This window comes from Sphingobacterium sp. GW821-FHT03E03 (assembly GCF_059420745.1).
Genome location: NZ_JBWKUH010000004.1, coordinates 161,802 through 187,767 on the forward strand (window position 1 = coordinate 161,802; position 25,966 = coordinate 187,767).

At 40.1% G+C, this 25,966-nt stretch carries 27 protein-coding genes; 9 read left to right on the top strand and 18 right to left on the bottom strand.

Annotated elements, in window-relative coordinates; genetic code table 11:
• Positions 1 to 6: 6 nt before the first annotated feature.
• From AC07UV_RS07125 to panB, 5 genes are all read right to left on the bottom strand, one after another.
• Complete coding sequence (locus AC07UV_RS07125) at positions 7 to 3,090, bottom strand: efflux RND transporter permease subunit (RefSeq protein ID WP_259178633.1); 3,084 nt, start codon at positions 3,088 to 3,090, stop codon at positions 7 to 9.
• A 6-nt stretch (positions 3,091 to 3,096) separates the two neighbouring features.
• Positions 3,097 to 4,158, bottom strand: coding sequence for an efflux RND transporter periplasmic adaptor subunit (locus AC07UV_RS07130; protein WP_495183174.1), 1,062 nt, complete (start codon positions 4,156 to 4,158; stop codon positions 3,097 to 3,099).
• Between the two features lie 185 nt (positions 4,159 to 4,343).
• The gene (locus tag AC07UV_RS07135; RefSeq protein WP_282255085.1) at positions 4,344 to 4,499 is read right to left on the bottom strand and encodes a 30S ribosomal protein THX; all 156 of its coding nucleotides are present in this window, start codon (positions 4,497 to 4,499) and stop codon (positions 4,344 to 4,346) included.
• Positions 4,500 to 4,584: 85 nt separating this feature from the next.
• Complete coding sequence (locus AC07UV_RS07140; protein WP_282255084.1) at positions 4,585 to 5,187, bottom strand: hypothetical protein; 603 nt, start codon at positions 5,185 to 5,187, stop codon at positions 4,585 to 4,587.
• A 10-nt stretch (positions 5,188 to 5,197) separates the two neighbouring features.
• A complete protein-coding gene (panB, locus tag AC07UV_RS07145) occupies positions 5,198 to 6,013 on the bottom strand; it encodes a 3-methyl-2-oxobutanoate hydroxymethyltransferase (protein ID WP_282255083.1) in 816 nt (271 codons plus the stop codon).
• A gap of 83 nt (positions 6,014 to 6,096) precedes the next feature.
• Here panB and AC07UV_RS07150 point away from each other — a divergent pair, with 83 nt between their 5' ends.
• From AC07UV_RS07150 to AC07UV_RS07175, 6 genes are read left to right on the top strand one after another with little or no spacing between them, the layout of a single operon-like run.
• On the top strand, positions 6,097 to 6,840 hold the full coding sequence (locus AC07UV_RS07150; RefSeq protein ID WP_165306596.1) for an RluA family pseudouridine synthase: 744 nt from the start codon (positions 6,097 to 6,099) through the stop codon (positions 6,838 to 6,840).
• 19 nt (positions 6,841 to 6,859) lie between these two features.
• Positions 6,860 to 7,453: a TlpA family protein disulfide reductase gene (locus AC07UV_RS07155; protein WP_282255080.1), complete on the top strand. Its 594-nt coding sequence runs from the start codon at positions 6,860 to 6,862 to the stop codon at positions 7,451 to 7,453.
• Between the two features lie 19 nt (positions 7,454 to 7,472).
• Positions 7,473 to 8,309 carry an orotidine-5'-phosphate decarboxylase gene (pyrF, locus tag AC07UV_RS07160; protein WP_282255079.1) on the top strand — a complete coding sequence of 279 codons (837 nt, stop codon included), beginning with the start codon at positions 7,473 to 7,475 and terminating at the stop codon, positions 8,307 to 8,309.
• A gap of 42 nt (positions 8,310 to 8,351) precedes the next feature.
• Entirely contained in the window at positions 8,352 to 9,902 is a 1,551-nt protein-coding gene (gene guaA, locus AC07UV_RS07165) for a glutamine-hydrolyzing GMP synthase (RefSeq protein WP_282255078.1), read from the top strand.
• Positions 9,859 to 11,142, top strand: coding sequence for an ABC transporter substrate-binding protein (locus AC07UV_RS07170; protein ID WP_282255076.1), 1,284 nt, complete (start codon positions 9,859 to 9,861; stop codon positions 11,140 to 11,142). Before guaA ends, AC07UV_RS07170 begins: the two co-directional genes overlap by 44 nt.
• Before the next feature lie 7 nt (positions 11,143 to 11,149).
• Positions 11,150 to 12,325, top strand: coding sequence for an RsmB/NOP family class I SAM-dependent RNA methyltransferase (locus tag AC07UV_RS07175; protein ID WP_495183175.1), 1,176 nt, complete (start codon positions 11,150 to 11,152; stop codon positions 12,323 to 12,325).
• Positions 12,326 to 12,419: 94 nt separating this feature from the next.
• Here the strand turns inward: AC07UV_RS07175 and AC07UV_RS07180 are convergent, their stop codons facing one another.
• Positions 12,420 to 12,893, bottom strand: coding sequence for a universal stress protein (locus tag AC07UV_RS07180; protein ID WP_495183176.1), 474 nt, complete (start codon positions 12,891 to 12,893; stop codon positions 12,420 to 12,422).
• A 73-nt stretch (positions 12,894 to 12,966) separates the two neighbouring features.
• On the opposite strand from AC07UV_RS07180, the gene AC07UV_RS07185 reads away from it, so the two are divergent.
• Positions 12,967 to 13,740, top strand: a complete 774-nt coding sequence (locus AC07UV_RS07185; protein ID WP_282255072.1) for a C40 family peptidase — start codon at positions 12,967 to 12,969, stop codon at positions 13,738 to 13,740.
• Positions 13,741 to 13,815: 75 nt separating this feature from the next.
• Here the strand turns inward: AC07UV_RS07185 and AC07UV_RS07190 are convergent, their stop codons facing one another.
• The 6 genes from AC07UV_RS07190 to AC07UV_RS07215 all read right to left on the bottom strand — a co-directional run bounded on the left by AC07UV_RS07190 (position 13,816) and on the right by AC07UV_RS07215 (position 18,607).
• On the bottom strand, positions 13,816 to 14,454 hold the full coding sequence (locus AC07UV_RS07190; protein WP_495183177.1) for an outer membrane beta-barrel protein: 639 nt from the start codon (positions 14,452 to 14,454) through the stop codon (positions 13,816 to 13,818).
• 313 nt (positions 14,455 to 14,767) lie between these two features.
• Positions 14,768 to 15,931 (bottom strand): molecular chaperone DnaJ, encoded by a 1,164-nt coding sequence (dnaJ, locus tag AC07UV_RS07195; RefSeq protein WP_495183178.1) that lies wholly within the window; start codon positions 15,929 to 15,931, stop codon positions 14,768 to 14,770.
• Between the two features lie 10 nt (positions 15,932 to 15,941).
• Positions 15,942 to 16,490: a nucleotide exchange factor GrpE gene (locus AC07UV_RS07200; protein ID WP_282255070.1), complete on the bottom strand. Its 549-nt coding sequence runs from the start codon at positions 16,488 to 16,490 to the stop codon at positions 15,942 to 15,944.
• Between the two features lie 158 nt (positions 16,491 to 16,648).
• Positions 16,649 to 17,329: a cell division ATP-binding protein FtsE gene (locus tag AC07UV_RS07205; protein WP_120258059.1), complete on the bottom strand. Its 681-nt coding sequence runs from the start codon at positions 17,327 to 17,329 to the stop codon at positions 16,649 to 16,651.
• 5 nt (positions 17,330 to 17,334) lie between these two features.
• Complete coding sequence (locus AC07UV_RS07210; protein ID WP_495183179.1) at positions 17,335 to 17,538, bottom strand: fructose-6-phosphate aldolase; 204 nt, start codon at positions 17,536 to 17,538, stop codon at positions 17,335 to 17,337.
• Positions 17,539 to 17,593: 55 nt separating this feature from the next.
• A complete protein-coding gene (locus AC07UV_RS07215; protein WP_495183180.1) occupies positions 17,594 to 18,607 on the bottom strand; it encodes an acyl-CoA reductase in 1,014 nt (337 codons plus the stop codon).
• Between the two features lie 157 nt (positions 18,608 to 18,764).
• Here AC07UV_RS07215 and AC07UV_RS07220 point away from each other — a divergent pair, with 157 nt between their 5' ends.
• A complete protein-coding gene (locus AC07UV_RS07220; RefSeq protein ID WP_046672889.1) occupies positions 18,765 to 19,115 on the top strand; it encodes a 4Fe-4S dicluster domain-containing protein in 351 nt (116 codons plus the stop codon).
• A 176-nt stretch (positions 19,116 to 19,291) separates the two neighbouring features.
• Positions 19,292 to 20,728, top strand: coding sequence for a dicarboxylate/amino acid:cation symporter (locus tag AC07UV_RS07225; RefSeq protein ID WP_282255064.1), 1,437 nt, complete (start codon positions 19,292 to 19,294; stop codon positions 20,726 to 20,728).
• Positions 20,729 to 20,810: 82 nt separating this feature from the next.
• Here AC07UV_RS07225 and AC07UV_RS07230 read toward each other — a convergent pair whose 3' ends face one another.
• From AC07UV_RS07230 to AC07UV_RS07255, 6 genes are all read right to left on the bottom strand, one after another.
• Positions 20,811 to 21,191 carry a YchJ family protein gene (locus tag AC07UV_RS07230; RefSeq protein WP_495183181.1) on the bottom strand — a complete coding sequence of 127 codons (381 nt, stop codon included), beginning with the start codon at positions 21,189 to 21,191 and terminating at the stop codon, positions 20,811 to 20,813.
• Between the two features lie 12 nt (positions 21,192 to 21,203).
• Complete coding sequence (metQ, locus tag AC07UV_RS07235) at positions 21,204 to 22,016, bottom strand: methionine ABC transporter substrate-binding lipoprotein MetQ (protein ID WP_282255061.1); 813 nt, start codon at positions 22,014 to 22,016, stop codon at positions 21,204 to 21,206.
• A 201-nt stretch (positions 22,017 to 22,217) separates the two neighbouring features.
• Complete coding sequence (gene metI, locus AC07UV_RS07240; protein WP_282255060.1) at positions 22,218 to 22,871, bottom strand: methionine ABC transporter permease MetI; 654 nt, start codon at positions 22,869 to 22,871, stop codon at positions 22,218 to 22,220.
• Positions 22,864 to 23,883, bottom strand: a complete 1,020-nt coding sequence (locus AC07UV_RS07245) for a methionine ABC transporter ATP-binding protein (protein ID WP_495183182.1) — start codon at positions 23,881 to 23,883, stop codon at positions 22,864 to 22,866. The genes metI and AC07UV_RS07245 overlap by 8 nt, the downstream gene beginning before the upstream one ends.
• 166 nt (positions 23,884 to 24,049) lie before the next feature.
• Positions 24,050 to 24,910 carry a fumarylacetoacetate hydrolase family protein gene (locus AC07UV_RS07250; RefSeq protein ID WP_495183183.1) on the bottom strand — a complete coding sequence of 287 codons (861 nt, stop codon included), beginning with the start codon at positions 24,908 to 24,910 and terminating at the stop codon, positions 24,050 to 24,052.
• Between the two features lie 58 nt (positions 24,911 to 24,968).
• Positions 24,969 to 25,901 carry a TIGR01777 family oxidoreductase gene (locus AC07UV_RS07255; RefSeq protein ID WP_495183184.1) on the bottom strand — a complete coding sequence of 311 codons (933 nt, stop codon included), beginning with the start codon at positions 25,899 to 25,901 and terminating at the stop codon, positions 24,969 to 24,971.
• Between the last annotated feature and the right edge of the window lie 65 nt (positions 25,902 to 25,966).

The following is a 25,966-nucleotide window of genomic DNA, read 5'->3' on the forward strand; positions in this document are numbered from 1 at the left end:
TCTGATCTATTCGTAGCTTTTTATGTTATCAAATTCAGGTCTGTGTTTCTTTGGTCTTGACCACATGTAATAAATTGCAGGGATAATAAACAAGGTCAGTATCAACGAGAATATGGTACCACCGACGATGACAACCCCCATACCTATACGGCTCGTAGAGGCCGCACCCAGGGACATCGCAATGGGTAATGCACCGAGTGCAATGGCCAGACTGGTCATTAAGATCGGTCGCAAGCGTGATTCGGCCGAGTGCATGATCGCTTCAAATTTTTCCATACCTTCTTCCCGCATCTGGTTGGCAAATTCAACAATCAAGATCCCGTTTTTCGTCACCAGACCTATCAACATAATGGTTCCGATCTGGCTGAATATATTCCAGGTCTGATCAAATAACCATAGACTGATCAGTGCACCGGCGACAGCCATTGGGACTGTAAGGATGATGATAAAAGGATCTAGGAAGCTTTCAAACTGAGCTGCTAATATCAAATAGATCAACAGTAGGGCCAATCCAAAAGCAAATAGAGTATTGGAACTACTTTCGACGAAATCACGGGATTCGCCACTGAGGTCAGTGGTAAAACTTTGATCCAATACTTTCTCCTTGATACGATCCATTGCAGCGATACCGTCACTCATACTCATGCCCGGAGCCAAGCCTGCAGACACTGTCGCAGACATATACCTATTATTGTGGTATAGTTGAGGCGGACTACTTTCTTCTTTGACATTGACAACATTATCGAGTTGGATGAGCTGTCCGATATTATTGCGTACATAAATTGAGGTCAGATCTGTTGGTGTTGCCCGTCTATTGTTATCAACCTGCCCAATCACCTGATATTGCTTGCCATCACGCATAAAATAAGCAAAACGCTGACCGCTTAACAATAATTGAAGGGATTGGGATACATCGAGTACAGATACGCCCATACTTAGGGCTTTTAAGCGATCGATCTCGACATGAAGTTCGGGTTTGTTAAACTTCAGATTGATATCTGTTGTTGAGAATGTCGGATCATTATTCACCTCATTCATAAATTCCGGTATTTTTTCCTGAAGCTTTTCAAAGTTTTGTGCCTGAATAATATATTGCACTGGTAAACCGCCTCGACGGTTCATTGAAATGGTTGGCGTCTGCGATACATTGACACGTACCCCATCGTATTTTTTTGTCCATTTGGTCAGCTCTTTTGCAACATCATCCTGCGACCTTGTACGTTCTTCCGGATCGACCAGGGTCATCCGAATACGCCCAGAGTTGACAGAACTTGCCCCGAAACCCGGAGAGGTGATATTCAAACTGATCTTATTTTCGGGAATCGAATCGTAAACCAGTTTATCCAGTTCCTGCATATAACGATCCATGTATTCATAGGTTGCTCCCTCGGGTCCAGTAACATTGACCATTATGGCACTCCGGTCGTCATAAGGAGCTGTTTCTTTTTTTATCGAGGAGAAAATCACCGCAATGATGACAAAACAGATCAATAAGATGGGGAAGCTTATCCATTTGAATTTCATGAATTTATCCAGGGAATTGGCGTAACCTTTGTTCATTTTTACAAACATCGGTTCAGTCCATTCATAAAAGCGGGTCTTTTTGTGACCGCCGCCCTTAATTAGGTAAGCATTAAGCATAGGAGTTAACGTCAGTGAAACAAAGGCTGATACCAATACAGCCGACGCGATGACCACACCGAATTCCCGAAACAGTCGGCCGACGAATCCCTCCAGAAATATGACAGGTAAGAAAACAGAAGCAAGTGTAATGGAAATGGAAATAACAGCAAAGAAAATCTCCTTTGAGCCCTTTAACGCAGCTTCAATAGGGGACATGCCTTCTTCAACTTTCTTAAAAATATTTTCGGTAACGACAATCCCATCATCGACTACGAGCCCTGTCGCCAATACAATTGCAAGCAGGGTAAGTACATTGATCGAAAAGCCAAAAATGTACATGATAAAAAAAGTCGCGATCAATGAAACTGGGATATCCAATAGCGGTCGCAAGGCTATTCCCCAGTCACGAAAGAAGAAATAGATGATCAGCGTAACCAAGATGATGGAAATCAGTAAGGTCTCAGCAACCTCTACAACGGATTTTTTGATGAATTTGGTGTTGTCGGATGCGATATTGATACTGATATCCTGTGGGATATCTTCTTTCATCTGATCGAGCATCTTGTAAAAATTGTCGGCTATATCAAGGTAATTTGTACCTGGCTGTGGAATAATGGCAACGCCGACCAGTTGTTTGCCATTACTGACCATTTTGGTCTCTAAATTTTCTGCGTCAATTTCGGCACGGCCAATGTCTATAAACTTAACCAAGCGCGTACTATCTGCTTTTAGGACAATATTGTTAAATTGCTCCGGTGTTGAAAGGTTTCCTACTGTTTTTACAGTTAATTCGGTGGTATTACCAACAATTTTACCAGAAGGTAATTCAACATTTTGGTTATTTAGTGCGGTACGGATATCGGAGGCGGTAATGCCGTAGGCTGCCATCCGGTCGGGGTTGAGCCATAGCCGCATGGCATATCGTTTTTGACCATAGATTTGCGTGCTACTGACGCCGGGGATGGTCTGTAATCTTTCGGAGATAACATTTTCGGCATAGTCGCTCAATGATAGTTTATCCCTCGTTTCGCTTTGCAAGGTGAGCGTAATGATGGGGTCGGAGTCCGCATCGGCTTTTGACACAACGGGAGGGGCATCGATATCCTGAGGCAAACTTCTCACCGCTTGGGACACCTTGTCACGGACGTCATTGGCGGCCTCTTCCAGATTTTTCTTTAAATCAAATTCGATGGTGATATTGCTGGATCCCTGATTGCTGGAGGAGGATATGTTGCGGATACCATCGATGGAGTTAATCGCTTTCTCTAAAGGCTCGGTGATCTGGGATTCGATAATATCGGGATTGGCACCAGCATAGTTGGTGCGCACCGATACGATCGCCGGATCAATGGAAGGGTATTCACGCACACCCAGAAAGCTAAAGCCAATGTAGCCAAATAGAATAATCGTAATATTGACGACAATGGTTAGCACAGGGCGCTTAATAAAAACGGCAGATAAATTCATGTACAGTTAGTTAGCTAATGATACTTTAACCTTCACTCCATCTTTTAATGCGAGAACACCTGTTGTCAATACGGTATCTCCAGCACTTATACCCGATAGGATAACAATCTCCTTATCGGTGCGGGCGCCAGTTTCAACTTTGGTTTCTTTGGCCAGTCCATTCTGTAATATAAAGACTTTTTTTCCATCTTGGACCGGAACGATCGCTTCTGTTGGGATAGCGATAGCGTCGTTTTCCACTTCTATCGGAAGGATGACATTGACAAAAGACCCTACCCGAAGTCGACCTTGTTCATTTGCTGCCCGCGCACGGACGGTCAGGGTGCGGGTATTCAGGGATACTTCAGGCTCTATGGCATAGATATTTGCTTTGATGACTGTAGGGTCATTGGCAACACTAAATTCGATGGGAGTGTTTAGTTTGACGACGTTGCTGTATTTCTCTGGAATAGCGAAGGTAATCTTAACTGAATTGTCCTTGACCAAATTTGCGATCAGCGTATTGGATGAGACGATAGCACCAACGGAAATATTCCTTAAGCCGATCATCCCGCTAAATGGTGCACGTATGGTTGTTTTGGAAATCTGTGCCTGAATCAGCTGGATCTGGGCCTGCGAAGTTTTAAGTGCTGCACTGGCGATATCAAATTCTTCCTGGCTGATCGCGCCCTTTTGGAGCAAAAGTTTTGCGCGACGCTCATTTTCGGCATTTAACTGATTTGTTGTTTGCGCCTGTTTAAGCTGCGCCTGTAGCTCGATATCATCAATCTTGATCAAGGGCTGTCCTTGTTGGATTCGCTGCCCCTCAGAAAAGTAGATTTTTGTAATTCGACCACTGACTTCGCTTCTGATCTCCACCTTTTCTTCGGCATCAATACTTCCAGACAAATTGATGGAACGATCCGCTACAGATGACTTTGCAATAATCGCCTGTGCAGGGATAGGGGCATCCTTTCTGATAGCAGATTTATCGCTTTCTTTCTTGTCTTTTTTTGGATTTAAGAGGAAATATCCCCCTCCAATGACAGCACAGGCTAAAATGATGTAGAGGGTCGTTTTTTTATTCATGCGGTATAGTCCTTATGTGGTTTTTTGATTTGACGGATAAAGATAGGTTTATTCTAATGATGATACCGGTTGTCAAAAGGATTTTACAATACAGACTACAAGATAACAATGAATTTGCCCGTATATCCACTAATGGGACTACATGCTATAAAAAAAGCTAGAAACCTGTTCTAGCTTTATGTGTACTATTTTTTCGTTTTAGCTGCTTTCTGTTCAACTTCTTTTGGTGCTGCATCACCTACTTTCGGCTTGATGGAAGCTTTCGATAAATGTGGCCTTCTTTTTCCAAAAGAACCATTTGATATTTTTCCTCTTCTGGTTTTGATATCACCTTTTCCCATAGTATAAAATATTTTGGTTTTAACAATGTATTATTGATTAACCTAAATGTACCATTTTTCTTTTGTATTTGCAATTTACTAAGTGTTAAATGATTGGGAAAATTCTTTTCTGTGTTTCAATTTTAAAGTTTTGGGTAAGCGTATCAAAAAACAGATTGTTGGTCGGTTTATTTTCAGCCAGTAAATAGGGGATTTCTAAGAGCTGATCTTTTAGTTTTATCCGATAATAGCCATAGAGTAAACCTCTTGTTGTTTGGACAGATTCAATCTTTTGTACAGCTCGTACATCTTGGAAAATGTTAAAAGCATAGTTTTCTGCCTTAAGCTGCTCAACAAAAACTTCATTTGTTTTGGCGTTAAACCAGATCTGTTGGCTTTTGATCTTGCTGAAGTGATTGTTGAAAAGAAAGAGGTATCCAATTAAAAAGAAGGCTATGGGGAGGAGAAGCAACACGATTTTAATTTTGACAAAGAGTAACACCGTGATGAGGATCAGCACCAGGCCCATGATGACATTGGAGATTGTTTTCTTTAAGGTGGATTGAATAAGAGCAGCTGGTGCTTCTATCAATTGGAATCCCGATTTTAAGTTTTTGGAACTCGTGTCTGATGCTTCGAAAAAATTAAACTTTTTTCGAAGCATCAGATAGGCCACAAGGAGAATTAGTCCTATAATCAACAATCTCATAGCGCTTTACTTAGTATTGTTCTTCAGTGTTTGGATATTGGACTGCTTTGACTTCAGCTACATAATTACTTACTGCTGTAGTGATCTGCTCATGTAGATTGGCGAAATGCCGCATAAACTTAGGTTTAAAGTCAGCATTCATGCCCAACATGTCATTGATCACGAGCACTTGTCCATCACAATCTGCGCCAGCACCGATTCCAATTGTTGGAATAGCCAATTTTTCGGTTACTGTCTTTGCTAGAGCTGCTGGAATTTTCTCCAATACGATGGCAAAACAACCTGCTTCTTGTAGGGCTAAGGCATCTTCCATAAGCTTGGCTGCTTCTTGTTCCTCTTTGGCACGTACACCAAAATTTCCAAACTTATTAATGGATTGCGGTGTTAAGCCCAAATGTCCACAAACGGGGATTCCACCGGAAATAATTTTTCTGATATTTTCGATGATCTCTAGGCCACCTTCTAATTTCAGGGCGTGGGCACCAGATTCCTTCATCATGCGAACAGCAGCATTATAAGCCTCATTGGCCGAGCCTTGATAGCTACCAAAAGGTAAGTCTGCTAAGACCATGGCGCGTTCGGTACCCCGGGCAACTGCTGCTGCGTGATAGATCATATTGTCGAGGGTAATGGGCAGGGTAGTTTCATAGCCGGCGAATACATTGGCTGCAGAATCTCCGATTAGAATGACATCCACACCAGCGCTGTCCACCATTTTGGCCATGGAGTAATCGTAGCTCGTCAGCATAGAAATCTTCTCTTTGCGGTCTTTCATTGCTTGTAGCATCGCTGTGCTTACTCGTTTTATTTCTTTGTTTACAGACATCTTAACTTATATTATATGCCCAAAAGTAAGGTTTTTATCATACATTGGCCAATATTCTGCCTTGTGTTTTGTATTTTTGTAAAATGATACAGAATGAAACCCGTCTATTTAAATTTCCCAAATTTTCAGAATTAATAATCCATGAGGATGAAAATTTGATTGTTATAAATAAACCACCTTTTGTTGCTTCTTTGGACGAAAGGGAGGGGGGAGAGATTAACATTCTCCGTTTGGCAAAGAAATATCATGCTGACGCTCAAGTCTGCCATCGTTTGGATAAGGAGACTTCAGGTATTTTATTGATTGCGAAAAATCCGGAAACTTACCGCTCGATTTCCATTGCATTCGAAAAAAGGAGAGTTAACAAGATCTACCATGCAATCATTGGTGGTACACACACTTTTCAGGATCTCGTGGTTGATTTGCCTATTTTGAATCAGGGCAACAAAAGTGTCTCTATTGACCGTGCCAATGGTAAACCAGCCGAAACTATCTTTAATTCGCTTAAATACTATAAGAATTACACCTTGGTGGAGTGTAAACCGATTACCGGACGTATGCACCAAATCCGTATCCACTTGGCAACGCAGCACGCTGCAATCGTAGGAGATAGCATGTACCGCGGTAAACCCGTTTATTTGTCACAAATAAAGAAAAGGGGCTATACCTTATCCAAGGATGAGGAGGAGCAACCGATCATGAAACGTTTTGCCCTACATGCCAAACATGTTGAGTTTGAATTGAATGGTGTGAAGATGGTGTTTGAGGCGCCTTATCCAAAAGACTTTGCGACTTTGCTAAAATTGTTGGACAAATTTGACGCTTAATCTGCCGTAATTATTCTTTATGAATCCAAAAACAAAAAAGATAATCGGGAATGTTGTATTTGTACTACTTATTGGTTTATTAATATGGCCGACGAGTAGGAGCTATTTTCAACAGATGCTGATGAAAATCGGTTTATTTAAACCGACATTGGAAGCACCAAAAGAGGTTGCCGAGCCAATTGATGCTGTAGCGAAACCTGTCAGCAACACCGTTTCTTTTGTTAATCCGATGGGCGAAACCATTCAAGTAGCGGACTTAAAGGGTAAGGTCGTTTTTATCAACTTTTGGGCGACTTGGTGTGGGCCATGCCGAGCCGAGATGCCTTCTATTAATGTGCTTTACGATAAATTTAAGGACAATCCGAATATTGTATTTCTGATTGTGGAGATAGAGGGTGATAAAGAGAAGGCTGCTGCTTTTGTCAAGAATGAGAAGTTAACCTTGCCGATTAGTTATCCAAACAGCGATATTCCCAAAGAATGGCTTTCAGAGTCTATTCCAAGTACCGTGATTTTGGGCAAGGATGGCAAGTTAGCGACACGGCATGAGGGTATGGCCGATTACTCTACACCCGATGTGGCAACCTTTATTCAAGATTTAATCAATAAATAATTACGATCTATACATTAGCATGACCAGAGCAGAACTTATCCATCAAATTAAAGAGAAACGTTCGTTTTTATGTGTCGGATTGGACACAGACCTTACTAAGATTCCTGAGCACCTTTTGGATGATGAGGATCCGATCTATAGTTTCAATAAAGCTATTATTGATGCTACAGCTGATTTATGTGTCGCTTATAAGCCCAATATTGCCTTTTATGAATGTTACGGATTAAAAGGGTGGCAGTCGCTTCAAAAAACTTGGGCAGCATTACCGAAAGATTGTTTTAGTATTGCTGATGCCAAACGGGGTGATATTGGAAATACTTCAGGTCGTTATGCTATGGCTTTTTTTGATGAGTCAAACTCCGGTTTAGGATTTGATAGCATAACCATTGCTCCTTACATGGGAAAAGATTCGGTTACACCTTTTTTGGAGTTCAAAGATAAATGGGCTATTGTATTAGCCTTGACCTCTAATGAGGGAAGTTTAGATTTTCAGAATTTTGAAAACAAGGAAGGGCTTCAGTTATTTGAACAAGTCATCGATAAAGTAAATACCTGGGGCAGTACCGACAATTTAATGTATGTGGTCGGTGCAACGAGAGGGGAAGGCTTTATTAAAATTCGTGAGCATGCTCCAGAACATTTCCTATTGGTACCGGGGGTCGGTGCACAGGGTGGTTCATTGGAAGATGTTTGCAAATATGGTATGAATAAAGACTGTGGACTCTTGGTCAATAGCACAAGAGGAATTATATATGCTTCAAAAGGACGTGATTTTGCAGAACGCGCACGTGAAGAGGCCCTAAAACTACAAAAAGAAATGGAAATTGAACTGTTAAAAGCAGGTATTATTTCCTGATTTGACATTTAATAATTCATTCGTAATACTTACCTTTGCAGCATGCCAGAAAAAATTATCATTCTAGACTTCGGGTCTCAGTACACGCAATTAATTGCAAGACGTGTCAGAGAACTAAATGTGTATTGTGAGATACACCCGTTTAATAAATTGCCAGATTTTGACGAATCTGTGAAAGGTGTTATATTCTCAGGAAGTCCCTTTTCCGTTCGACAAGAGGATGCACCTCAAATTGATTTTGTCGCTATTCAGGAGCGTTTTCCACTTTTAGGAGTGTGTTATGGTGCACAATACATTGCTCAACAATCGGGCGGAGATGTATTGCCATCTGAAATCCGTGAGTATGGTCGCGCAAATCTGCAATTTGTCAATAATGAAAATGAATTATTGGCAGGTGTACCTGTGCAGTCTCAGGTATGGATGTCGCATGGCGATACGATCAAAGAGGTACCAGCAAATTTTGATATTATTGCCAGCACAGACAAAGTGCGTGTTGCAGCATATCAGGTTAAGGGTACACGTACTTTTGGTATACAGTTTCACCCAGAGGTAACACATAGTACAGATGGTGCTATTTTGTTGAAAAACTTCGTTGTTGGTATCTGTGGTTGTGCGCAGGACTGGACTCCAGATGCATTTGTGGAGACTACTGTAGCATCACTGAAAGAGCAGTTGGGTAATGACCATGTGATCATGGCTTTATCTGGAGGTGTAGATTCTACTGTTGCCGCAGTATTGTTACACCATGCAATCGGACAGAAATTACATTGTATTTTTGTAGATCATGGCTTACTTCGTAAAGATGAATATGAGCAGGTATTGGATTCTTACAAAAATATGGGTTTAAATATTAAGGGAATTAATGCGAAAGATCTGTTTTATGGTCGCTTGGCAGGAGTTTCTGAACCTGAGGAAAAACGTAAGATCATTGGTAATTCCTTTATTGATGTGTTTGATGAAGCTGCGAAGGAAATTCAAAAAGAATTACCAGAAGGAATCGAAGCGAAATGGTTGGGACAAGGTACAATCTATCCCGATATCATTGAGTCAGTTTCGGTTAAAGGACCTTCAGCAACAATAAAATCACACCATAATGTCGGCGGTTTGCCTGATTTTATGAAACTGAAAGTTGTTGAACCATTAAAGACTTTATTTAAAGACGAAGTCAGAAGAGTTGGGAAGGCATTAGAGGTAGATCAGGCGATTTTAGGTAGACATCCATTTCCAGGTCCTGGTTTAGCCATTCGTATTTTAGGTGATATTACAGCCGAAAGAGTACGGATTGTTCAGGAAGCAGATGCAATCTTTATCAGTAACTTGAAGGAATCAGGATGGTATGATAAAGTATGGCAAGCTGGTACAATCTTTTTACCTGTGCGTTCGGTAGGGGTAATGGGTGACGAACGTACTTACGAGCATGTTGTGAGCTTAAGAGCTGTAGGGTCTCTTGATGGAATGACTGCAGATTGGATACATCTACCATATGACCTGTTGGCAAAAATTTCAAATGAAATTATCAACCATGTGAAAGGAATAAACAGAGTTGTATATGATATCAGTTCAAAACCACCCGCTACGATTGAGTGGGAATAAAATATGGGTTGCAGCACTCGTGGCATTATGCCTCGCCAGCTGTACAACCAAAAAAAGCACAGTATTGCGTTCGCCCTCTTCTAGTCGGGGCGAACAGCAAACTGCTGTCACCAAACCAAACAGTGAGAAAGATAAGCCTGCTGTAAAAGTTGGCGATGTGCAAAATGTAAATGGCCATTCGGTTAAAAACAATAAAATTGCACTTCTTTTACCGTTTGAACTAAATAGCATTGCTAAAACGGTGACTACTGAAGATGTCGAGCGATCTGCTTTGGCATTGGACTTTTACCAGGGTTTTCAAGCAGGCCTAGACAAGATCGCTAAGGATGGAATGCTGTTTGATTTGCAGGTCATCGACTCGCGCGATAATGTAGCTTACAATGCGTCTTTGGGAACTGCGGCTACGGTAAAGGATGCTGCACTTGTTGTCGGTCCAGTTTACCCACGGGAAATCAGAAGTTTTGCACAGACCTTTGCGAATAAAAATGTCCTCCAGGTGTCTCCATTGGCGGCTACGATGGCTTCGGAATTTAGTGTCCCTAACTTGGTGTCCATGACGCCATCGATACGGACCCATTCCGAAACAATGGCAAAATATGTCGCTGATCAGTATTATAATGGAGATCAGATTTTGATCTATGATGCCGGAGATGATGAAAGCAAACAATTCCTGGTCAATTTTGCCAGCGAGGTCACAAAGGCGAATGCACAGGCAAAAGTAAAAACGGTTATGAGCCTAAATGAGCTCAATAATAGCCTGGTGCTGACAGGAACAAATCATGTTGTATCCGGAACTGCCAATAAGAACTTGGTCAAAGGATTGTTGGATGCTATGGATGAGCGTTTCTTGAATCCTGGTAACCAGTTCAAGCTATATGGCCATCCAAATCTTTCAAAACTTTCCTTTGAAAATTTTGAAAACATGGATTTTTATAGTTTGACGATCACTTCTTCGAGCTTAGCCAATGATTCTGACGGTGATACGAAAAAGTTTATATCAAATTACAAATCACTGTATAAAGTAGATCCTTCTGAGTTTTCTTATAAGGGTTATGATGCCGCCGTTTATTTTGGGCGTCTACTTCATAAATACGGTGTTGATTATGTAAGCCATATGACTCAGGAGAAATTCTCTGGACTCAATAGCGATTATAGATTTGAATTCTATCCGAAGTGGGGGTATGCCAATAGAGCTTTGGGGATCATGGTTTATCACAACAAGAAATTTGAAAGAAAATAATCCTTGAATGGCTGAATTCAGTGAAAAACGTGTTTACCAACAAATACGTAATTTTGAGCGAGCGATGGATGGTTTCGAAGGAGATCAACCGTTTTCGCGGTATTTAACGACTTTTTTTAAGGAGAATAAACAGATGGGGTCTTCGGATCGTCGGTCCACTTCCCGTCTGTGTTACAACTATTTCCGTTTGGGGTTAGCAGCTTCACAGTTGTCACAGCAGCGACGATTGGTTCTTGCGGAGTTTTTATGCGAAAACGATAGCCCTTTGGTCAATCTACTTGAACCTGCTTATAGTGATAAGTTGGGTTTATCTTTAGATCAGAAGATTTCTTTTCTTGAATCTGAAGGACTACTAAAAAGTGAAGATCTATTTCCTTTCACAGGCTATTTTTCGTCTCAGATTGATACCAGACTATTTTTGAAGAGCCAATTGGTTCAGCCTCATCTGTATATCCGGGTAAAGCGAGGTAAAAATAAGGTCGTTCGTGCGATTTTAAACGAAAATCAGATTCCCTATAGTGAATTGAGTGATCAGACCATCTCTTTGGCCAATGGTACCTCTTTACAACGCTTTTCAAACTTGGAAGGACTGGTTGAAGTACAGGATTTATCCTCACAGCGTACGCTTGAATTCATGAAACCCGAGGACAGAGAATCCTGGTGGGATGCTTGTGCTGCATCGGGTGGTAAATCTCTTTTATTAATGGATGCATGCCCTTCTGTTAATTTATTGGTAACTGATCTTCGGATGAGTATCCTTCGTAACCTGGATGAGCGATTTGATCATGCTGGTATTAAACATTACCGTAAGAAAATATTGGATCTGACAAAAGATCCTTATCCGATATTGGGAAACGAGAAATTTGATGGGGTATTATTAGATGCACCTTGTACAGGCTCGGGTACCTGGGGACGTACACCGGAAATGATCCGGGAATTTAAAACGGCTAAGATTGAGGAATTTAGTGCATTGCAGAAAACTATCGCTAGTCATGTTGCGGGATATGTGAAAGTAGGTAAGCCGCTGGTTTATATAACCTGCTCCGTATTTAAAGCAGAGAATGAGGAAGTTGTTGACTATATCTTAAACAATTTGGGATTTGAACTGGAAAGTATGCGTTGTCTGGATGGTTATACTGAAAGAGCAGATAGCATGTTTGTTGCCAGGTTGATCAAAAAATAACCAGATTGGCCTAAAATATAGAAGCGCCTATTCTTAGAAAAAAGAATAGGCGCTTCTATATTTTAGCTTCGACTATTTCATCATCGCATATCTACTAATCACATTTGCTTGGTATGACCAATACAGGACAGGTTGCCTTGCGAATCACGGATTCAGATACAGAACCTGAAATAAAATGATCAAATCCGCTTCTCCCATTAGATCCCATAATAATTAGATCTGCCGACCACTCATGTGAAGCCGCAAGAATTTCTTCTTTGATTGATCCAATTCGATTGAAAAGATATATTTCTCCTGAACCGATAAATTCCTCGCTTAATTTTTCAAGATATTTTTGCGCATTTTCCTGTTCCATTTCGGATACTTCCGGTACGATAATAGGCTGCTGACCCAATAGTGGATCCGCTCCGAAATTTGTTGGTGAAGTCGGGGGGATAACAGTGACAAGGGCGACAGCTGCACTGAATACCTGAGCCATTTCTCTGGCATATAGAATGGCTTTCTCTGAACATGGAGCATCATCGACTGCAACGAGTATTCTTTTGAATTTTAAATTTGTATTCTCCATATCTACTATAATTAATTTATCTTCGTTTTATAATATATAATCATAGATTTGACAATTTTGTTTTATTTGGCCAATGAAATATGGTATTTGTACACTTGCTTTGGTTCCTTTGCGTTCGGAGCAGGCACATCGAAGTGAGATGGTTTCCCAAGTGTTATTTGGGGAATTATTTGAAATTCTGAACGTTGAGACTGACTGGACAGCGATACGGATGTTGGAAACCAATTATCTGGGCTGGATCCAGAATGGTCAATTTATAGTAGTTGATTCAGTAGAAATTGAGCACTATTTCGCTGGGACGTCAAGTTTGGTCGGAAGGGAAGGCGGATTACTTTTTAATGATGGGAATAGACTTCATGTATGCCACGGTACAAAACTTTATTTAAACGAGGCCAATAGGTTTATTTTAGGTGAGCTAGACCTGGCTTACCAAGGCAGTGTCAATCCCTTTTCCAAATCTGATTTTGAGACTGAGGTTGCTGAACTCGCCACGAGTTATAAAGATACACCCTACTTGTGGGGTGGGCGCTCCCAATGGGGAATAGACTGCTCAGGTTTTTCTCAACTGATTTATAGTTGCTTTGGGATTAACCTGCCAAGAGATGCATATCAGCAGGCGGAAATCGGGGAGACTGTTGATTTTATTTCAGAAATTAAGACAGGAGATTTGGCTTATTTTGACAACGCGGACGGACGCATTACACATGTAGGTATTATGTTGGATCGGGATACCATTATTCATGCATCAGCTAAAGTACGTATTGATCGAATGGATAACGAAGGGATCTTTAATCGGGAATTGAATAAATATTCACATAAACTACGTATTGTAAAGCGCTATATTTAGTCGATATTTAAACAAAAGAAAAGGCGATAAGATATCTTATCGCCTTTTCTATTATTGAATTCCTAGCTTTGCAGACTAGAATTTGAATGTCAAACCAAATTTAGCTGTATCAAAGAAGTTATTGAAGCTATTGATGTTTGCGTTAAATTCGTTAGATGATTTTGCTCCGTCAACGTCAAGTTTTGAAGTTTTGAATGACAATAAATCAGTCAAACCAAAGTTGATTGCAATTTTAGGCGTTACAAAGTAGTTGATACCCAAACCAGCGTTTGCACCAAATCCTTTTGTTTTAGGAACATCAATTGTATTTTTACCATCATTGATTTTTCCATCAGCTTGCGCATAACCAGCACCTAATTGAGCGTAAGTTTTGAAACGTGAACCTAATTCAAGGAAATAGTAACGTCCATAAGCACCTACTCCAAAACTATTGCCTTTTACATATGATTCGTTTGCTTGATCAACATTCGTTGTTTTTTTATTGTTGCCAACGTTGAAATCTAAACCTACAGCGATCTTATCAGTAACAAAGTAACCAACAGAAGGGTTGAAGTTAAATGAGTTTGTTTTTATGTGATCCGTTTTGTCATTTGACGTATTTGCAGAAAGATTACCTTCAACAATGAAGTCAGTTTTTTTGAAACCAAATTCTTGTGCTTGTGAAGCGACTGTCAAACCAGCTACGGCTGCTAATGTAAGTAAAACTTTTTTCATGTGTTTTTATTTTAATAGTTTGCTTTAATAAGTCAGTAATTACTTCCTGACTTTTTTAATTTGTTAGTCAAATGTCGTAAAGTTATTTTATTTTATTGTCACTAGATTGTCTAGATATTTTGTCAAACTCGTAAATGATAGTGGTTCAATTATTTAAATTTTGCTATTTTTTGATTGATAATCCGTTTATTTTTTGAATATCTATATTGGATTGACTTTTTGTTATTATTTGTCAGTTTTATGTAAGAAAGCAAAAAAAGAGCCATTGATCAATTGGATCAATGGCTCTTTTGACATCGGGTTAATCCGACTTTTATTCGAAATATTCTTTTATACGTTCAAAAAATGATTTTTCACTTTTACCAGGTTGTGGTTTAAAGTTTGGTGATTCTTTGAGTTTATTCAATAATTCTTTTTCTTCGTTGGATACAGCTTTTGGTGTCCAAATATTAACGTAAACAAGCTGATCACCTTTATGGTAAGAATTGACTTCAGGAATACCTTTTCCTTTCAGACGTAATATTTTACCACCCTGTGTTCCAGGTTCGATTTTTATTTTAGCTTTTCCATCAATTGTCGGAACTTCTACGCTGGTACCTAAAGTAGCATCGACAAAATTAATGTACAGATCATAGATGACATTAAGACCGTCACGTTTTAAGCTTTCGTGTGGAACCTCCTCGATTAATATAATAAGGTCCCCTGGTATACCACCACGTGGGGCTGCATTTCCTTTGCCACTCATAGAGAGTTGCATTCCTTCGCTTACTCCGGCAGGGATATTGATTGCGATTGTTTCTTCACCACGCTCTAATCCTTCACCTCTACAGGTTGTACATTTTGCGGTAATTTCAACACCTTCACCATTACAGGTAGGGCAGGTGCTAGTGGTTTGCATTTGACCCAGAATAGTATTTGTTACTCGGCGTACAGATCCAGAGCCACCACAGGTCTTACAGGTATGGAAAGAAGATTTGTCTTTAGCTCCAGAGCCATCACAGCTATGACAGGAAACTTGCTTGTTGACCTTTACTTTTTTCTCAACACCTTTAGCGATTTCTTCAAGAGTCAATTTAACTTTAATACGCAAGTTGCTTCCACGTGCTACGCGGCGGCCACCACGCTGACCTCCGCCTCCGCCACCGCCACCGAAGAAACTTTCGAAGGGATGTCCGCCACCAAAGATATCACCAAACTGGCTAAATATGTCATCCATATTCATACCACCACCACCGCCGTAGCCACCACTTGCTGAATTACCAGCATGGCCAAATTGGTCGTAGCGTTGACGTTTTTGTGGATTGCTCAAGATATCGTATGCCTCAGCAGCCTCCTTAAATTTTTCCTCCGCTTCATGATCACCGGGGTTTTTGTCCGGGTGATATTTAATCGCTAATTTGCGATAGGATGATTTAATCTCCTTCTCGTCCGCTGAACGCGCGACACCAAGTATATCGTAATAATCTCTTTTTGACATCGTCTTAATATTATTGACCTATAACTACTTTAGCGTGACGAATCACTTTGTCACCCAAATAGTATCCCTTTTCGATTACGTCCACTACTTTATTTTTTAAATCTGCTGTAGGTGCTGGAATGGATGTAATAGCTTCCTGTAATTCAGGGTCAAATGCCTGGCCAGCAGTTTCCATTTCTTTTAATCCCAATTGAGACAGGGTTTGTCTTAATTTGTTGTTGACAATATCCATCCCTGTTTTAACGGATTCTACGTCTGTAGCAGTTTCCATAGCACTTAATGCTCGGTCAAAATCATCTAACGTAGGTAATAATTTACTGATCACATCTTTTCCTGCTGATTGAATCAATTCAACACGTTCTTTGCTTGTACGTTTTCTATAATTGTCAAATTCAGCAGAAAGACGAATGTATTTATCCTTTGCCTCTGCCAATTCTGCGGCCAACTTCTCTTCGGTAGACAATTCTACCTGATTATCCGAAGGCTGCTCTTGTTGATCAGAAGAATTAGTTTCTACTTGATCTTGACTCTCATCATAATAATTATCTTGCTCATTCATATCTTCAATGCTAAAATAGATTCAAAAATTTACTATATCTTCTTTTCTCAAAGTTTTTGCCAAACAATAAAATTCCGACAGCTTGTCAGATTTTATTAAAAAAGCCTAACAATTTGTCGGAATTTGCAAAAATGTCTTTTTACTTGTCAGTTTTTCGTTTAGATGCTGACATCATCCTGTAGAATACCGTCTCCAGTTTTGATAATCCGGGAAGGCATATTGCGAATAATTGTATAATCGTGGGTAGCCATTAAAATTGCTGTTCCGGAATTGGCGATATCGCGCAACAATAGGACAATTTCCTCAGAGGTGGCAGGATCCAAGTTTCCGGTAGGCTCATCCGCAAGGATAATCTCTGGGTTATTCAGTAGGGCACGGGCAATGACAATCCGCTGTTGCTCACCACCGGAAAGCTCATGAGGCATTTTCTTTAATTTGGAACGAAGTCCAACTTTTTCCAATACGTCCAAGATACGTCCATCAATCATTTTTTTATCTTTCCAGCCCGTAGCCTTTAAGGCAAACTCGAGGTTCTTCTCGATCGTTCTGTCGGATAACAAATGAAAGTCCTGAAAAACAATCCCTAATTTCCGGCGTAAGTAAGGAACATCATTTTCGTGAAGTTTCTTGAGGTCAAACCCAGCGATCATTCCCTCTCCATTACCGATATATAGATCGCCATAGATGATTTTTAATAAACTACTTTTTCCGCTGCCAGACTGTCCGATAAGGTAGAGAAATTCTCCTTTCCCGATGTTTAAATTGACATTGGATAATACTAAATGTTTCTGTTGAAAGATATCAACGTTCTTTAATGTAATTACTTTATTTTCAATCATGGGCGTTAAAACTCTAATTTTTTAATTTGACCAAAAGGTATTTCTCTTACCAATTGCATGATATATTCAGCCTTTTCTCCCAATCCGATCTTGTCAAGGGATTTGTCAGGTCGATCTACTCTAAAATATGCCAACAAGGTGAAGGCATCATCTCGCAGCTGAACATAGTCGGGAATTTTGGCGACACCTTTTACTTTAATGATATACATGATTTCAAAGTTAGTATTTTTAATGCAATTTCTTTACTATGAATTTAACGGAAGCTTACTGGTTTGCAAATAAAAAGTCCAGCGTATTTATACCATCTGCATAATCATCCAGGGCCGGACATTGACTTTCTCCAAAATGAAAGACTGGTGACTGTATGTTCAATTGGACTTCGGTGACAACACACTGAATATTTTCAGCTTGTTGATTCAGCTCGTTTTCGACATCTTCAAGACGATTGTATTCCTCGTAATAAACCACGGATAATGGAGAAGCAGTACGCTGATCCTGTTTGAGCAACAGAAACCCATTATCAAAATGCTTGTCTCTGTTGATCAGATAGATGGATTTATTATAGTCGTAATTATTATTGTATTTATAGTGTTCGGATACATCTTTAAAATCCGCTATTCCTTCAAAAAAATGTGCTACTGCATAATCTTTTGGAATAAAAAGTTTGGAAACCGAGCGGCAGCCAAGGCCGAAGTAATCAAAGATATCATGACCTAAGGCCTCCATTTCTGCTGGGGATTCCTGTCCTGTAATGACCGCAACACTATTTCTATTCCGTCGGATAATGTGGGGTTTTGTGCCAAAATAATAGTCAAAATAACGGGCTGTATTGTTTGAGCCAGTGGCAATGACCAAGTCGAAGTCTTTGAGTTTATCAACAATTTCAAAAGCTGCTTCAAAAGCGGGTTCGATTTGTTTTAAACTGTTGAGTACATAAGTTGTTAAACCTGCGTCATCCGAGGATACCTTAATTTTTGCTTTAAATCCACTGATTAATACACAAAGGATGTCATGAAAACCAACCAGCGGAATATTTCCAGCGAGAATCAAACCTACGGTTTTAATAGATTCGAGATCTGGGTAGTTGCGTAGCCAATGATTGAGCTTCTCTTCTGTTAAGTTGGATGAAATCGCATGTATGGCCCTTTCAACATTTTTTAGGGTATACCAAGGATTTTTATGTTGCGCCAGTTGAATGATCTGAGTAAGATCTTCAGGCTGCTTTTTCAACAGTTCACCCAGTTTTACAAACGCATTTATTCGTTGTTGCTTTGTCAAAATATTAAATTTTTAAAAGATGAATACACAAATTTGTGTTATATTTGTGCTGTTAACATTAATCAACGTGAATCAACTAGCCTTATTGTACAATCAGACTTTGTTTTCATATTGATAATGCAAAAATAGTTTATTTATCATAATTGTGAGGTTATAAATGGCGATTAAAATTACAGACGAATGCATTAACTGTGGTGCTTGCGAACCGGAATGCCCAAATAATGCAATATACGATGCTGGTGTAACTTGGAAATTCTCAGATGGGACTGCTTTGGATGGTGTTATAGATTTTGGTGATGGCGTTACGCTTGACGCGAATGAATCACAGGAAGCTATCTCAAATGAAGTTTATTATATTGTTTCGGATAAATGTACAGAATGTGTAGGTTTTCATGATGAACCACAATGTGCTGCTGTTTGTCCAGTAGATTGTTGTGTGGATGACGAAGATGTACGTGAGTCCAACGATGAGCTATTAGCGAAAAAAGCTTGGTTACACGCGGAATAATTTTTTTATTCCGTTAAAATATAGAGCAGGGTAAGAAATTATCCTGCTTTTTTTTTGCACAATAGCTTTCTGTGAAATCGGTATTTTGTTGCGAAAGTGGGGCTATTTAAATAATAATATTTGCAAAAGCATAGTATTTTTTTATTTTTGTTCTTTTGACCATTAAAATCTTTTAAATGTTAAAAACCAAAATAGGGTTAATCACCCTCATCACAGTTACATTAGCTTGTATCATTGCAGTATTGTACGAATTTAAAGTTGTGGGCTTCTCGCATGAATTTCTAATGGCTGTCCGTTGGATAGTTGCCACCGTTTTGGTTGTAAATGCGCTTTATAAGAAAAATTTAACCACATGGATTTTAACCTGTATGATCCTGGGCATTTTTGTTGGACTGGATTTTCCCAATCTGGCAATTTCGTTGCAACCGCTGAGCAAAGGTTTCATCAAATTGGTAAAGACCATTGTTGGACCTATTCTTTTTGCAACGCTTGTCTATGGTATCGCCGGGCACTCTGACTTGAAGCAAGTAGGACGTATGGCCTGGAAGTCCATGTTGTATTTCTTCTGTGCAACTACCTGTGCTATTTTTATTGGTTTAGGTGCAATCAATCTTACTAAGGCAGGAGTAGGTGTAGACGTTGCTCATATGCCACATGAAGAGCTGCCAGTGCCTAAAGAAAGTATGGACGCACATGTATTGAAATCCCTTCCGGATAATGTACATCCAGTTTATAAATTCACTGCATTCATCCGTGATCTTTTTCCTGAGAATATCGTAAAGTCAGTTGCTGACAATCAGGTATTACAAATTGTTGTGTTTTCGGTGTTATTCGGAATCGGCCTAGCGATGGTCGATGAGAAGAAGCGGAAGCCACTGGTGGATTTTACAGAAAGTATGTCTGAGACGATGTTTAAATTTACGAACATCATCATGTATTTTGCTCCGGTTGGGGTTGGGGCAGCGATGGCGTACACGGTGGGACATCTCGGTGTTGATATTTTGAAAAACTTATTTATGCTGTTGGCAACGTTGTATTTTGCATTGTTTTGCTTTTTGACCTTGGTGTTGCTTCCTGTTGCACTTTATTTAAAGATTCCTGTCAAACGTTTTATCAACGCTATCAAAGAGCCAGTATCTATTGCTTTTGCAACGACAAGTTCCGATGCTGCTTTACCCAAAGCCATGAGTGCAATGGAGAAATTTGGCGTGCCGCGTAAGATCGTTTCATTTGTTATCCCAACTGGTTATAGCTTCAATCTAGATGGAACATCCCTTTATTTATCGTTGGCCGCAATTTTTGTTGCGCAGGCAGCAGGTATTCACTTGACGTTTGGACAACAGCTCATGATTGCTTTCACATTAATGATTACCTCTAAGGGGGTGGCAGCAGTGCCACGTGCTTCATTAATTATCCTAATAGCAACAGCTGATCAGTTCGGTCTGCCAACCTTTGTTATTGCCGCTATTTTGGGTATTGATGAGTTGATGGACATGGCGCGTACCTCTGTTAACGTTGTTGGTAACTGTCTTGCAACGGTCGTTGTCGCCAAATGGGAGGGTGAGTTTGATGAAGAAGCACCTTATCGAGAAGATACGGAAGAATTGGTTTAATACAGCCAATCACCTTATAAAAAAAGCTGCTCCAATACATAATGTATCGGAGCAGCTTTTTTTTGGGGTTGAAGCCAGAAGTTTATCGGCCATCTACATAATACCAAAGGTTACCTTGCTGTTTAAATGTAGATTTTTCGTGATGGATCTGTACTTCCATTGTAGCATCCAGATAATGGGCTTCAAATTCGACTGTTGAAAAGGTAGCTTTCAGGATACTTAACTGCATCCATTTATTTTCCTTAGCCCATTGCTCAATAGCATTCTTATTTTGGAATCTTCTGGTTGTAGGGTGGAATGTGTTGTACAAAAAGTCAATGTTTCCCACGACAAAAGCGCTGTAACGAGCTCGCATAAGCGCTTCGGCTGTTGTTGCCTTAGCATGGGTGCTATGAATTTGTATACAGCATTCGCCAAAAGTTGAACCCGAGCCACATGGACATGAATGAGCTGCTGTTATCATGCGTTTGTGAGGTTACCAGCCTTTTATGGCTCCGTTTTTAAATACTTTCTTTGCTGTTGCTTCTACCTCAGGTGATTGATAGGATTGTATAAACTGCTGTACTTTTTCATCATTTTTATTATCTGCCCGTGCAACAATTAAATTAACATAAGGAGATTCTTTATCCTCGGTAAATAAACCTTGTTTTTCAGGATCCAATCCAGCCTGTGAAGCAAAGCTGTTATTGATGATCGCAACAACAACCTGAGGATCGTCAAGTACGCGAGGTAGCTGAGGGGCTTCCATTTCGATTATTTTAACCTGTTTCGGGTTGCTCACAATGTCTGTTACTTTTGGTTGTATGCCAACATTTTCTTTTAAACCAATGATTCCCTCACGCTGAAGAAGTAATAGCGAACGCCCACCATTTGTTGGGTCATTTGGGATAGCGATAGTCGCACCGGGCTGAAGTTCGGTGATGGTTTTGATCTTTTTAGAATAGGCGACAATCGGAAATACAAATGTATTTCCCACAATGGTCAGTTTGGTGAAACCACGTTGTTTGGATTGCTCCTGAAGATAGGGTTGGTGCTGGAATACATTGACATCGATATCACCTTGGTTCAGAGCTTCATTAGGAACGACGTAATCATTGAAGGAAACGAGTTCCACATCCAGATTGAACTTTTCTTTTGCAACTTTCTTAGCCGTCTCCGCAAGTTCCTTTTCAGGACCCGTCACCACACCAACTTTAAGGGTGTTTTCTTTCTTTTCCCTGTTGTTACAAGCTACAATAGTCGTCAGACTAAAAGCTAGAATTGCAAATGCATAGTTCATTTTTTTCATCTGTATAAATTTGTTTATTCATTATTTCATTTTCCCTTTAAGGCATTCATGCTGCCTTCGGCGGTTTCAGTTGTGATGAAGCTATCAGATTTATCCATCGAGTGTATGTTTTAAGCGGCATTCATGAACTCGCTTTGCTCTGTTATTCACTCCACTGTATGATCGGATAAATCATGATGGTTTCATATGATACAATTAATGTTAACGATGGTTTACTTTTTTAGAGATGTAATCGCCTGTATATTGCAACAGGAATACAATTAAAATTAATAAAATAAGGACAGCATTCATGATGAAGGTGTCATAACCAACATAGCCATATTGGTAGCCAATCTGTCCCAGTCCGCCGGCCCCAACAGCGCCACCCATAGCCGAATAGCCTACAAGTGTAATTAACGTTATTGTCGCATTGTTCACCAGTGAGGGTAATGCCTCCGGAAGCAACACTTTAAAGACCACCTGCTGTGTACTCGCGCCCATGGCTCTGGCAGCTTCAATTAATCCATGAGGGATCTCCAATAAGCTGTTTTCTACCAATCGCGCAATAAAAGGAGCTGCGCCAATGCTTAAAGGGACCAATGCTGCTGACATACCTATGGATGTTCCTACAAGCTGACGTGTAAATGGAATCATCCATACAATGAGAATAATGAATGGAATAGATCTGAACACGTTCACTAGCAAGGAAACAATCTGGTGCATGGTTTTGTTTTCCAGCAGCTGATGTTTTCTGGTCAAGAATAGGTAGATTCCAAGTGGAAGTCCGATTACAAAACCAAAGAAACCTGACAGGAAAGTCATCATCAATGTCTCGAGTGTTCCTGATAATAGTAATTCTAGTACTTGATCAGACATAACCTAATATTTTAGTTTGCGGATGCTGTTCTTTTAAATAGGAGAGACTCGCCGTTATGTTGTCGATATCACCTGATAATTCGGCTAATATAACGCCAAACTTCATTTCGCCAATGTAATCGATTTGTGCGGTAATAATATTTGTTTTGACCTGATATTGGCGTTCCAATTGTTGTATAAATGGGATGGAATCTTCACTGGAGGTCATGTAAATCTCGACAAGTGGATTGCCACTGTCTTTTAACCGTTCCTGAAAACCTAAGGGGATATCGACCTGTAAAGAAGATTGAATAAAGTTCTTGGTGGTTTCCTGCTGTGGGTTTGCGAAAATGGTTTCAACAGAACCACTCTCAATTAAAGTTCCCTGATCCAGTACTGCTACTTGATCACATATCCTTTTGATCACATCCATTTCATGGGTAATCAATAAGATTGTAAGTCCCAGTTGCTTATTGATTTTTTTTAATAAGGTGAGGATAGATTTTGTCGTTGCTGGATCCAGGGCACTGGTGGCCTCATCACAGAGTAGGATATGGGGGTCATTTGCCAGTGCGCGAGCTATAGCGACCCGTTGCTTCTGTCCTCCAGATAGATTTGCTGGATAAATCTCCGCTTTATCTTCCAGTCCAACGAGGCTTAGCAATTCCGAAACCTTTTGTCGGATAAATGCCTTTGATTTACCTTCCAGTTGCAATGGAAAAGATATGTTCTCAGAGACTGTTAGGGATGACAATAGATTGAAATGTTGGAAGATCATTCCGATATTTCTTCGTTTCATCATTAAATCTTTGGAAGACATCGACATCAGATCCTCATTCTCAATAATGACTTGACCTGTGTCCGGTCTTTCTAACAGATTTACACAACGAATCAGTGTGCTTTTGCCGGCACCTGAAGCTCCTATGACGCCAAATATTTCTCCCTTGGCAATGGATAGGGAGAGACTCTTCAATGCATCTATTCGTTTGGATTTAACCTCGAATGATTTAGATATGTTGTTTAGTTGAATCATTGACCCTATAGGGATTTATGCATTTATGTTAACAAAGTGGATGTCGATATAAATGTACACAAATGCGGTTGATAAATTACAATGAAATGACGAAAAAATAGCCGTTGAGCCGATCTTTCCAGATAAAAAATAAAGACAGGAAAGATCGGTCTATATCGGCAGGAAGTTAAGATAGGGAGTGAGCAGATATTACTTGTTTCCCAGATCCAAGACCTTCGATGCCGTATTCAATAATATCGCCATCGCGAAGAAAGCGTTGTGGGGATTTTCCCATACCTGAACCGGCTGGTGAGCCTGTTGAGATGATATCACCCGGAAGTAGGGACATGAACTGGCTTAAGTACGATATAAGCTTTGGAACACGATAGATAAAGTCGCTTGTGTTGCCATCTTGCATAAGATCGCCATTTAATTTAAGCCAAATTCTCATATTATCGACATCTTGAATTTCATCTTTTGTAGCAATGAATGGACCAATGGGAGCGAATGTATCGCAACCTTTACCTTTGTCCCAGGTACCACCTCTTTCGATCTGAAACTCCCGTTCAGTCACGTCGTTATGTAGCACGTAGCCAAAAACATAATCCAGGGCCTCTTCTTCACTAACATAGGAAGCTTTCTTACCTATAACGATAGCAAGCTCGGTTTCCCAATCGGATTTCACGGAGTTTTTAGGTAGTGTAATACCATCGAAAGGACCATTAAATGCCGAAACAGATTTCATGAAAACAATAGGTTCTGCTGCTTGCTGCAATTTGGTTTCCTTAACGTGATCGTCGAAGTTGAGTCCAACACAAAGAATTTTGGAGGGAGCTTCCAAAGGAGTGCCAATACGTTCATCCGCAGCGATCTCTTTTAGGTTTTCGCGATTCTGTTCTACATATGCTTGAAGTTTCTCCAAATTTGCCGTATTTGCAAAGAAATCACGGTTATATTGAAAATTTCCTTCTGAAACATCATATTTCTTTTCATTTAAAATGACTCCCGCCTTTTCGGAGCCCTTTGCGCCATATCTAAAAATCTTCATAAGCCGCAAATATACGGATTTTGTCCCGAAAAGGGCTGAAATTAACGCGAATTAACAATTAACCGATGTGTAAATTATCTATACAATTATTGTCCAAAGTTGGGTACTTAAAGGGAAATTTTTCCTGAAGTATCTTTTTATTACTGACCCATGTGCCATTAAGTACCATTTCCTGTCCTTTTTTTCCAAGAAACAGCTTAATCAAGAAAGCGGGGACAGGAAAACGCATGTAGAATATTCCGTACCGCCGCCTTGCAATGCGCTTAGTAAAGTGACCAAGAGGCATTGGATCGGAGGAACAGGCATTGTATACACCAGCGAGGGCATCGTTTTGTATAGCAAATAGCAGCATTCGGGCGAGGTCTTCCATGTGGATCCAGCTCAACATCTGTTTGCCTGAGCCCAGAATAGGGTTGAACCGAAAACGTAGCAGTCGATTGACTTCTTTCAATAAGCCTTGTTCTTTACTGATCACAACACCGAATCGGAAGATAACGAGCCTTTTTCCTAAGGTTTCAATTGGTTTTACACTGTCTTCCCAAAGATTGCAGACCCAGGATAAAAAATCACCCCCTTGGGGATCTCCCTCTTCGAAGGGTTTTTTCTGATAACTATCGTCAGCACCATACCAGCCAGTTGCGGATGCTGATATGACAGCTTTTACTTGGTTTGGAATCTGTTTTAAGGTTTGATAAAGTAGTTGTCCACTTTCCACCCGGCTTGATATAATTTCTTGCTGATAAGCCTTGCTCCATCGCGATCCATTGAGGTTGGCACCCGCTAAATTGATAATATAATCCGCTTCTTGGATCGATTTCGTATCGATGACCTGCTTTTTGGGGTTCCAATGGATATATCGAACATTAGGTTGTACTGGATAAGCCTTTGGATCCCTTGTGAAGATGATTACTTCATAGAAGTTGGCGACCAGTAATTTAGTCAAATGAAGGCCAATAGCACCTGTTCCTCCTGTAATGATTACTTTTTCCATGGATTAAATCTCATCTTATTTGATCACGATATCTTTGTTATTCTCCCTAATTATCTTTTGTATGG

What these genes read in the sequence shown, in the direction of transcription:
- AC07UV_RS07125 (WP_259178633.1), bottom strand. Translation starts at nt 3,090, where the DNA reads ATGAATTTATCTGCCGTTTTTATTAAGCGCCCTGTGCTAACCATTGTC.
- AC07UV_RS07130 (WP_495183174.1), bottom strand. Translation starts at nt 4,158, where the DNA reads ATGAATAAAAAAACGACCCTCTACATCATTTTAGCCTGTGCTGTCATT.
- AC07UV_RS07135 (WP_282255085.1), bottom strand. Translation starts at nt 4,499, where the DNA reads ATGGGAAAAGGTGATATCAAAACCAGAAGAGGAAAAATATCAAATGGT.
- AC07UV_RS07140 (WP_282255084.1), bottom strand. Translation starts at nt 5,187, where the DNA reads ATGAGATTGTTGATTATAGGACTAATTCTCCTTGTGGCCTATCTGATG.
- panB (WP_282255083.1), bottom strand. Translation starts at nt 6,013, where the DNA reads ATGTCTGTAAACAAAGAAATAAAACGAGTAAGCACAGCGATGCTACAA.
- AC07UV_RS07150 (WP_165306596.1), top strand. Translation starts at nt 6,097, where the DNA reads ATGATACAGAATGAAACCCGTCTATTTAAATTTCCCAAATTTTCAGAA.
- AC07UV_RS07155 (WP_282255080.1), top strand. Translation starts at nt 6,860, where the DNA reads ATGAATCCAAAAACAAAAAAGATAATCGGGAATGTTGTATTTGTACTA.
- pyrF (WP_282255079.1), top strand. Translation starts at nt 7,473, where the DNA reads ATGACCAGAGCAGAACTTATCCATCAAATTAAAGAGAAACGTTCGTTT.
- guaA (WP_282255078.1), top strand. Translation starts at nt 8,352, where the DNA reads ATGCCAGAAAAAATTATCATTCTAGACTTCGGGTCTCAGTACACGCAA.
- AC07UV_RS07170 (WP_282255076.1), top strand. Translation starts at nt 9,859, where the DNA reads ATGATATCAGTTCAAAACCACCCGCTACGATTGAGTGGGAATAAAATA.
- AC07UV_RS07175 (WP_495183175.1), top strand. Translation starts at nt 11,150, where the DNA reads ATGGCTGAATTCAGTGAAAAACGTGTTTACCAACAAATACGTAATTTT.
- AC07UV_RS07180 (WP_495183176.1), bottom strand. Translation starts at nt 12,893, where the DNA reads ATGGAGAATACAAATTTAAAATTCAAAAGAATACTCGTTGCAGTCGAT.
- AC07UV_RS07185 (WP_282255072.1), top strand. Translation starts at nt 12,967, where the DNA reads ATGAAATATGGTATTTGTACACTTGCTTTGGTTCCTTTGCGTTCGGAG.
- AC07UV_RS07190 (WP_495183177.1), bottom strand. Translation starts at nt 14,454, where the DNA reads ATGAAAAAAGTTTTACTTACATTAGCAGCCGTAGCTGGTTTGACAGTC.
- dnaJ (WP_495183178.1), bottom strand. Translation starts at nt 15,931, where the DNA reads ATGTCAAAAAGAGATTATTACGATATACTTGGTGTCGCGCGTTCAGCG.
- AC07UV_RS07200 (WP_282255070.1), bottom strand. Translation starts at nt 16,490, where the DNA reads ATGAATGAGCAAGATAATTATTATGATGAGAGTCAAGATCAAGTAGAA.
- AC07UV_RS07205 (WP_120258059.1), bottom strand. Translation starts at nt 17,329, where the DNA reads ATGATTGAAAATAAAGTAATTACATTAAAGAACGTTGATATCTTTCAA.
- AC07UV_RS07210 (WP_495183179.1), bottom strand. Translation starts at nt 17,538, where the DNA reads ATGTATATCATTAAAGTAAAAGGTGTCGCCAAAATTCCCGACTATGTT.
- AC07UV_RS07220 (WP_046672889.1), top strand. Translation starts at nt 18,765, where the DNA reads ATGGCGATTAAAATTACAGACGAATGCATTAACTGTGGTGCTTGCGAA.
- AC07UV_RS07225 (WP_282255064.1), top strand. Translation starts at nt 19,292, where the DNA reads ATGTTAAAAACCAAAATAGGGTTAATCACCCTCATCACAGTTACATTA.
- AC07UV_RS07230 (WP_495183181.1), bottom strand. Translation starts at nt 21,191, where the DNA reads ATGATAACAGCAGCTCATTCATGTCCATGTGGCTCGGGTTCAACTTTT.
- metQ (WP_282255061.1), bottom strand. Translation starts at nt 22,016, where the DNA reads ATGAAAAAAATGAACTATGCATTTGCAATTCTAGCTTTTAGTCTGACG.
- metI (WP_282255060.1), bottom strand. Translation starts at nt 22,871, where the DNA reads ATGTCTGATCAAGTACTAGAATTACTATTATCAGGAACACTCGAGACA.
- AC07UV_RS07245 (WP_495183182.1), bottom strand. Translation starts at nt 23,883, where the DNA reads ATGATTCAACTAAACAACATATCTAAATCATTCGAGGTTAAATCCAAA.
- AC07UV_RS07250 (WP_495183183.1), bottom strand. Translation starts at nt 24,910, where the DNA reads ATGAAGATTTTTAGATATGGCGCAAAGGGCTCCGAAAAGGCGGGAGTC.
- AC07UV_RS07255 (WP_495183184.1), bottom strand. Translation starts at nt 25,901, where the DNA reads ATGGAAAAAGTAATCATTACAGGAGGAACAGGTGCTATTGGCCTTCAT.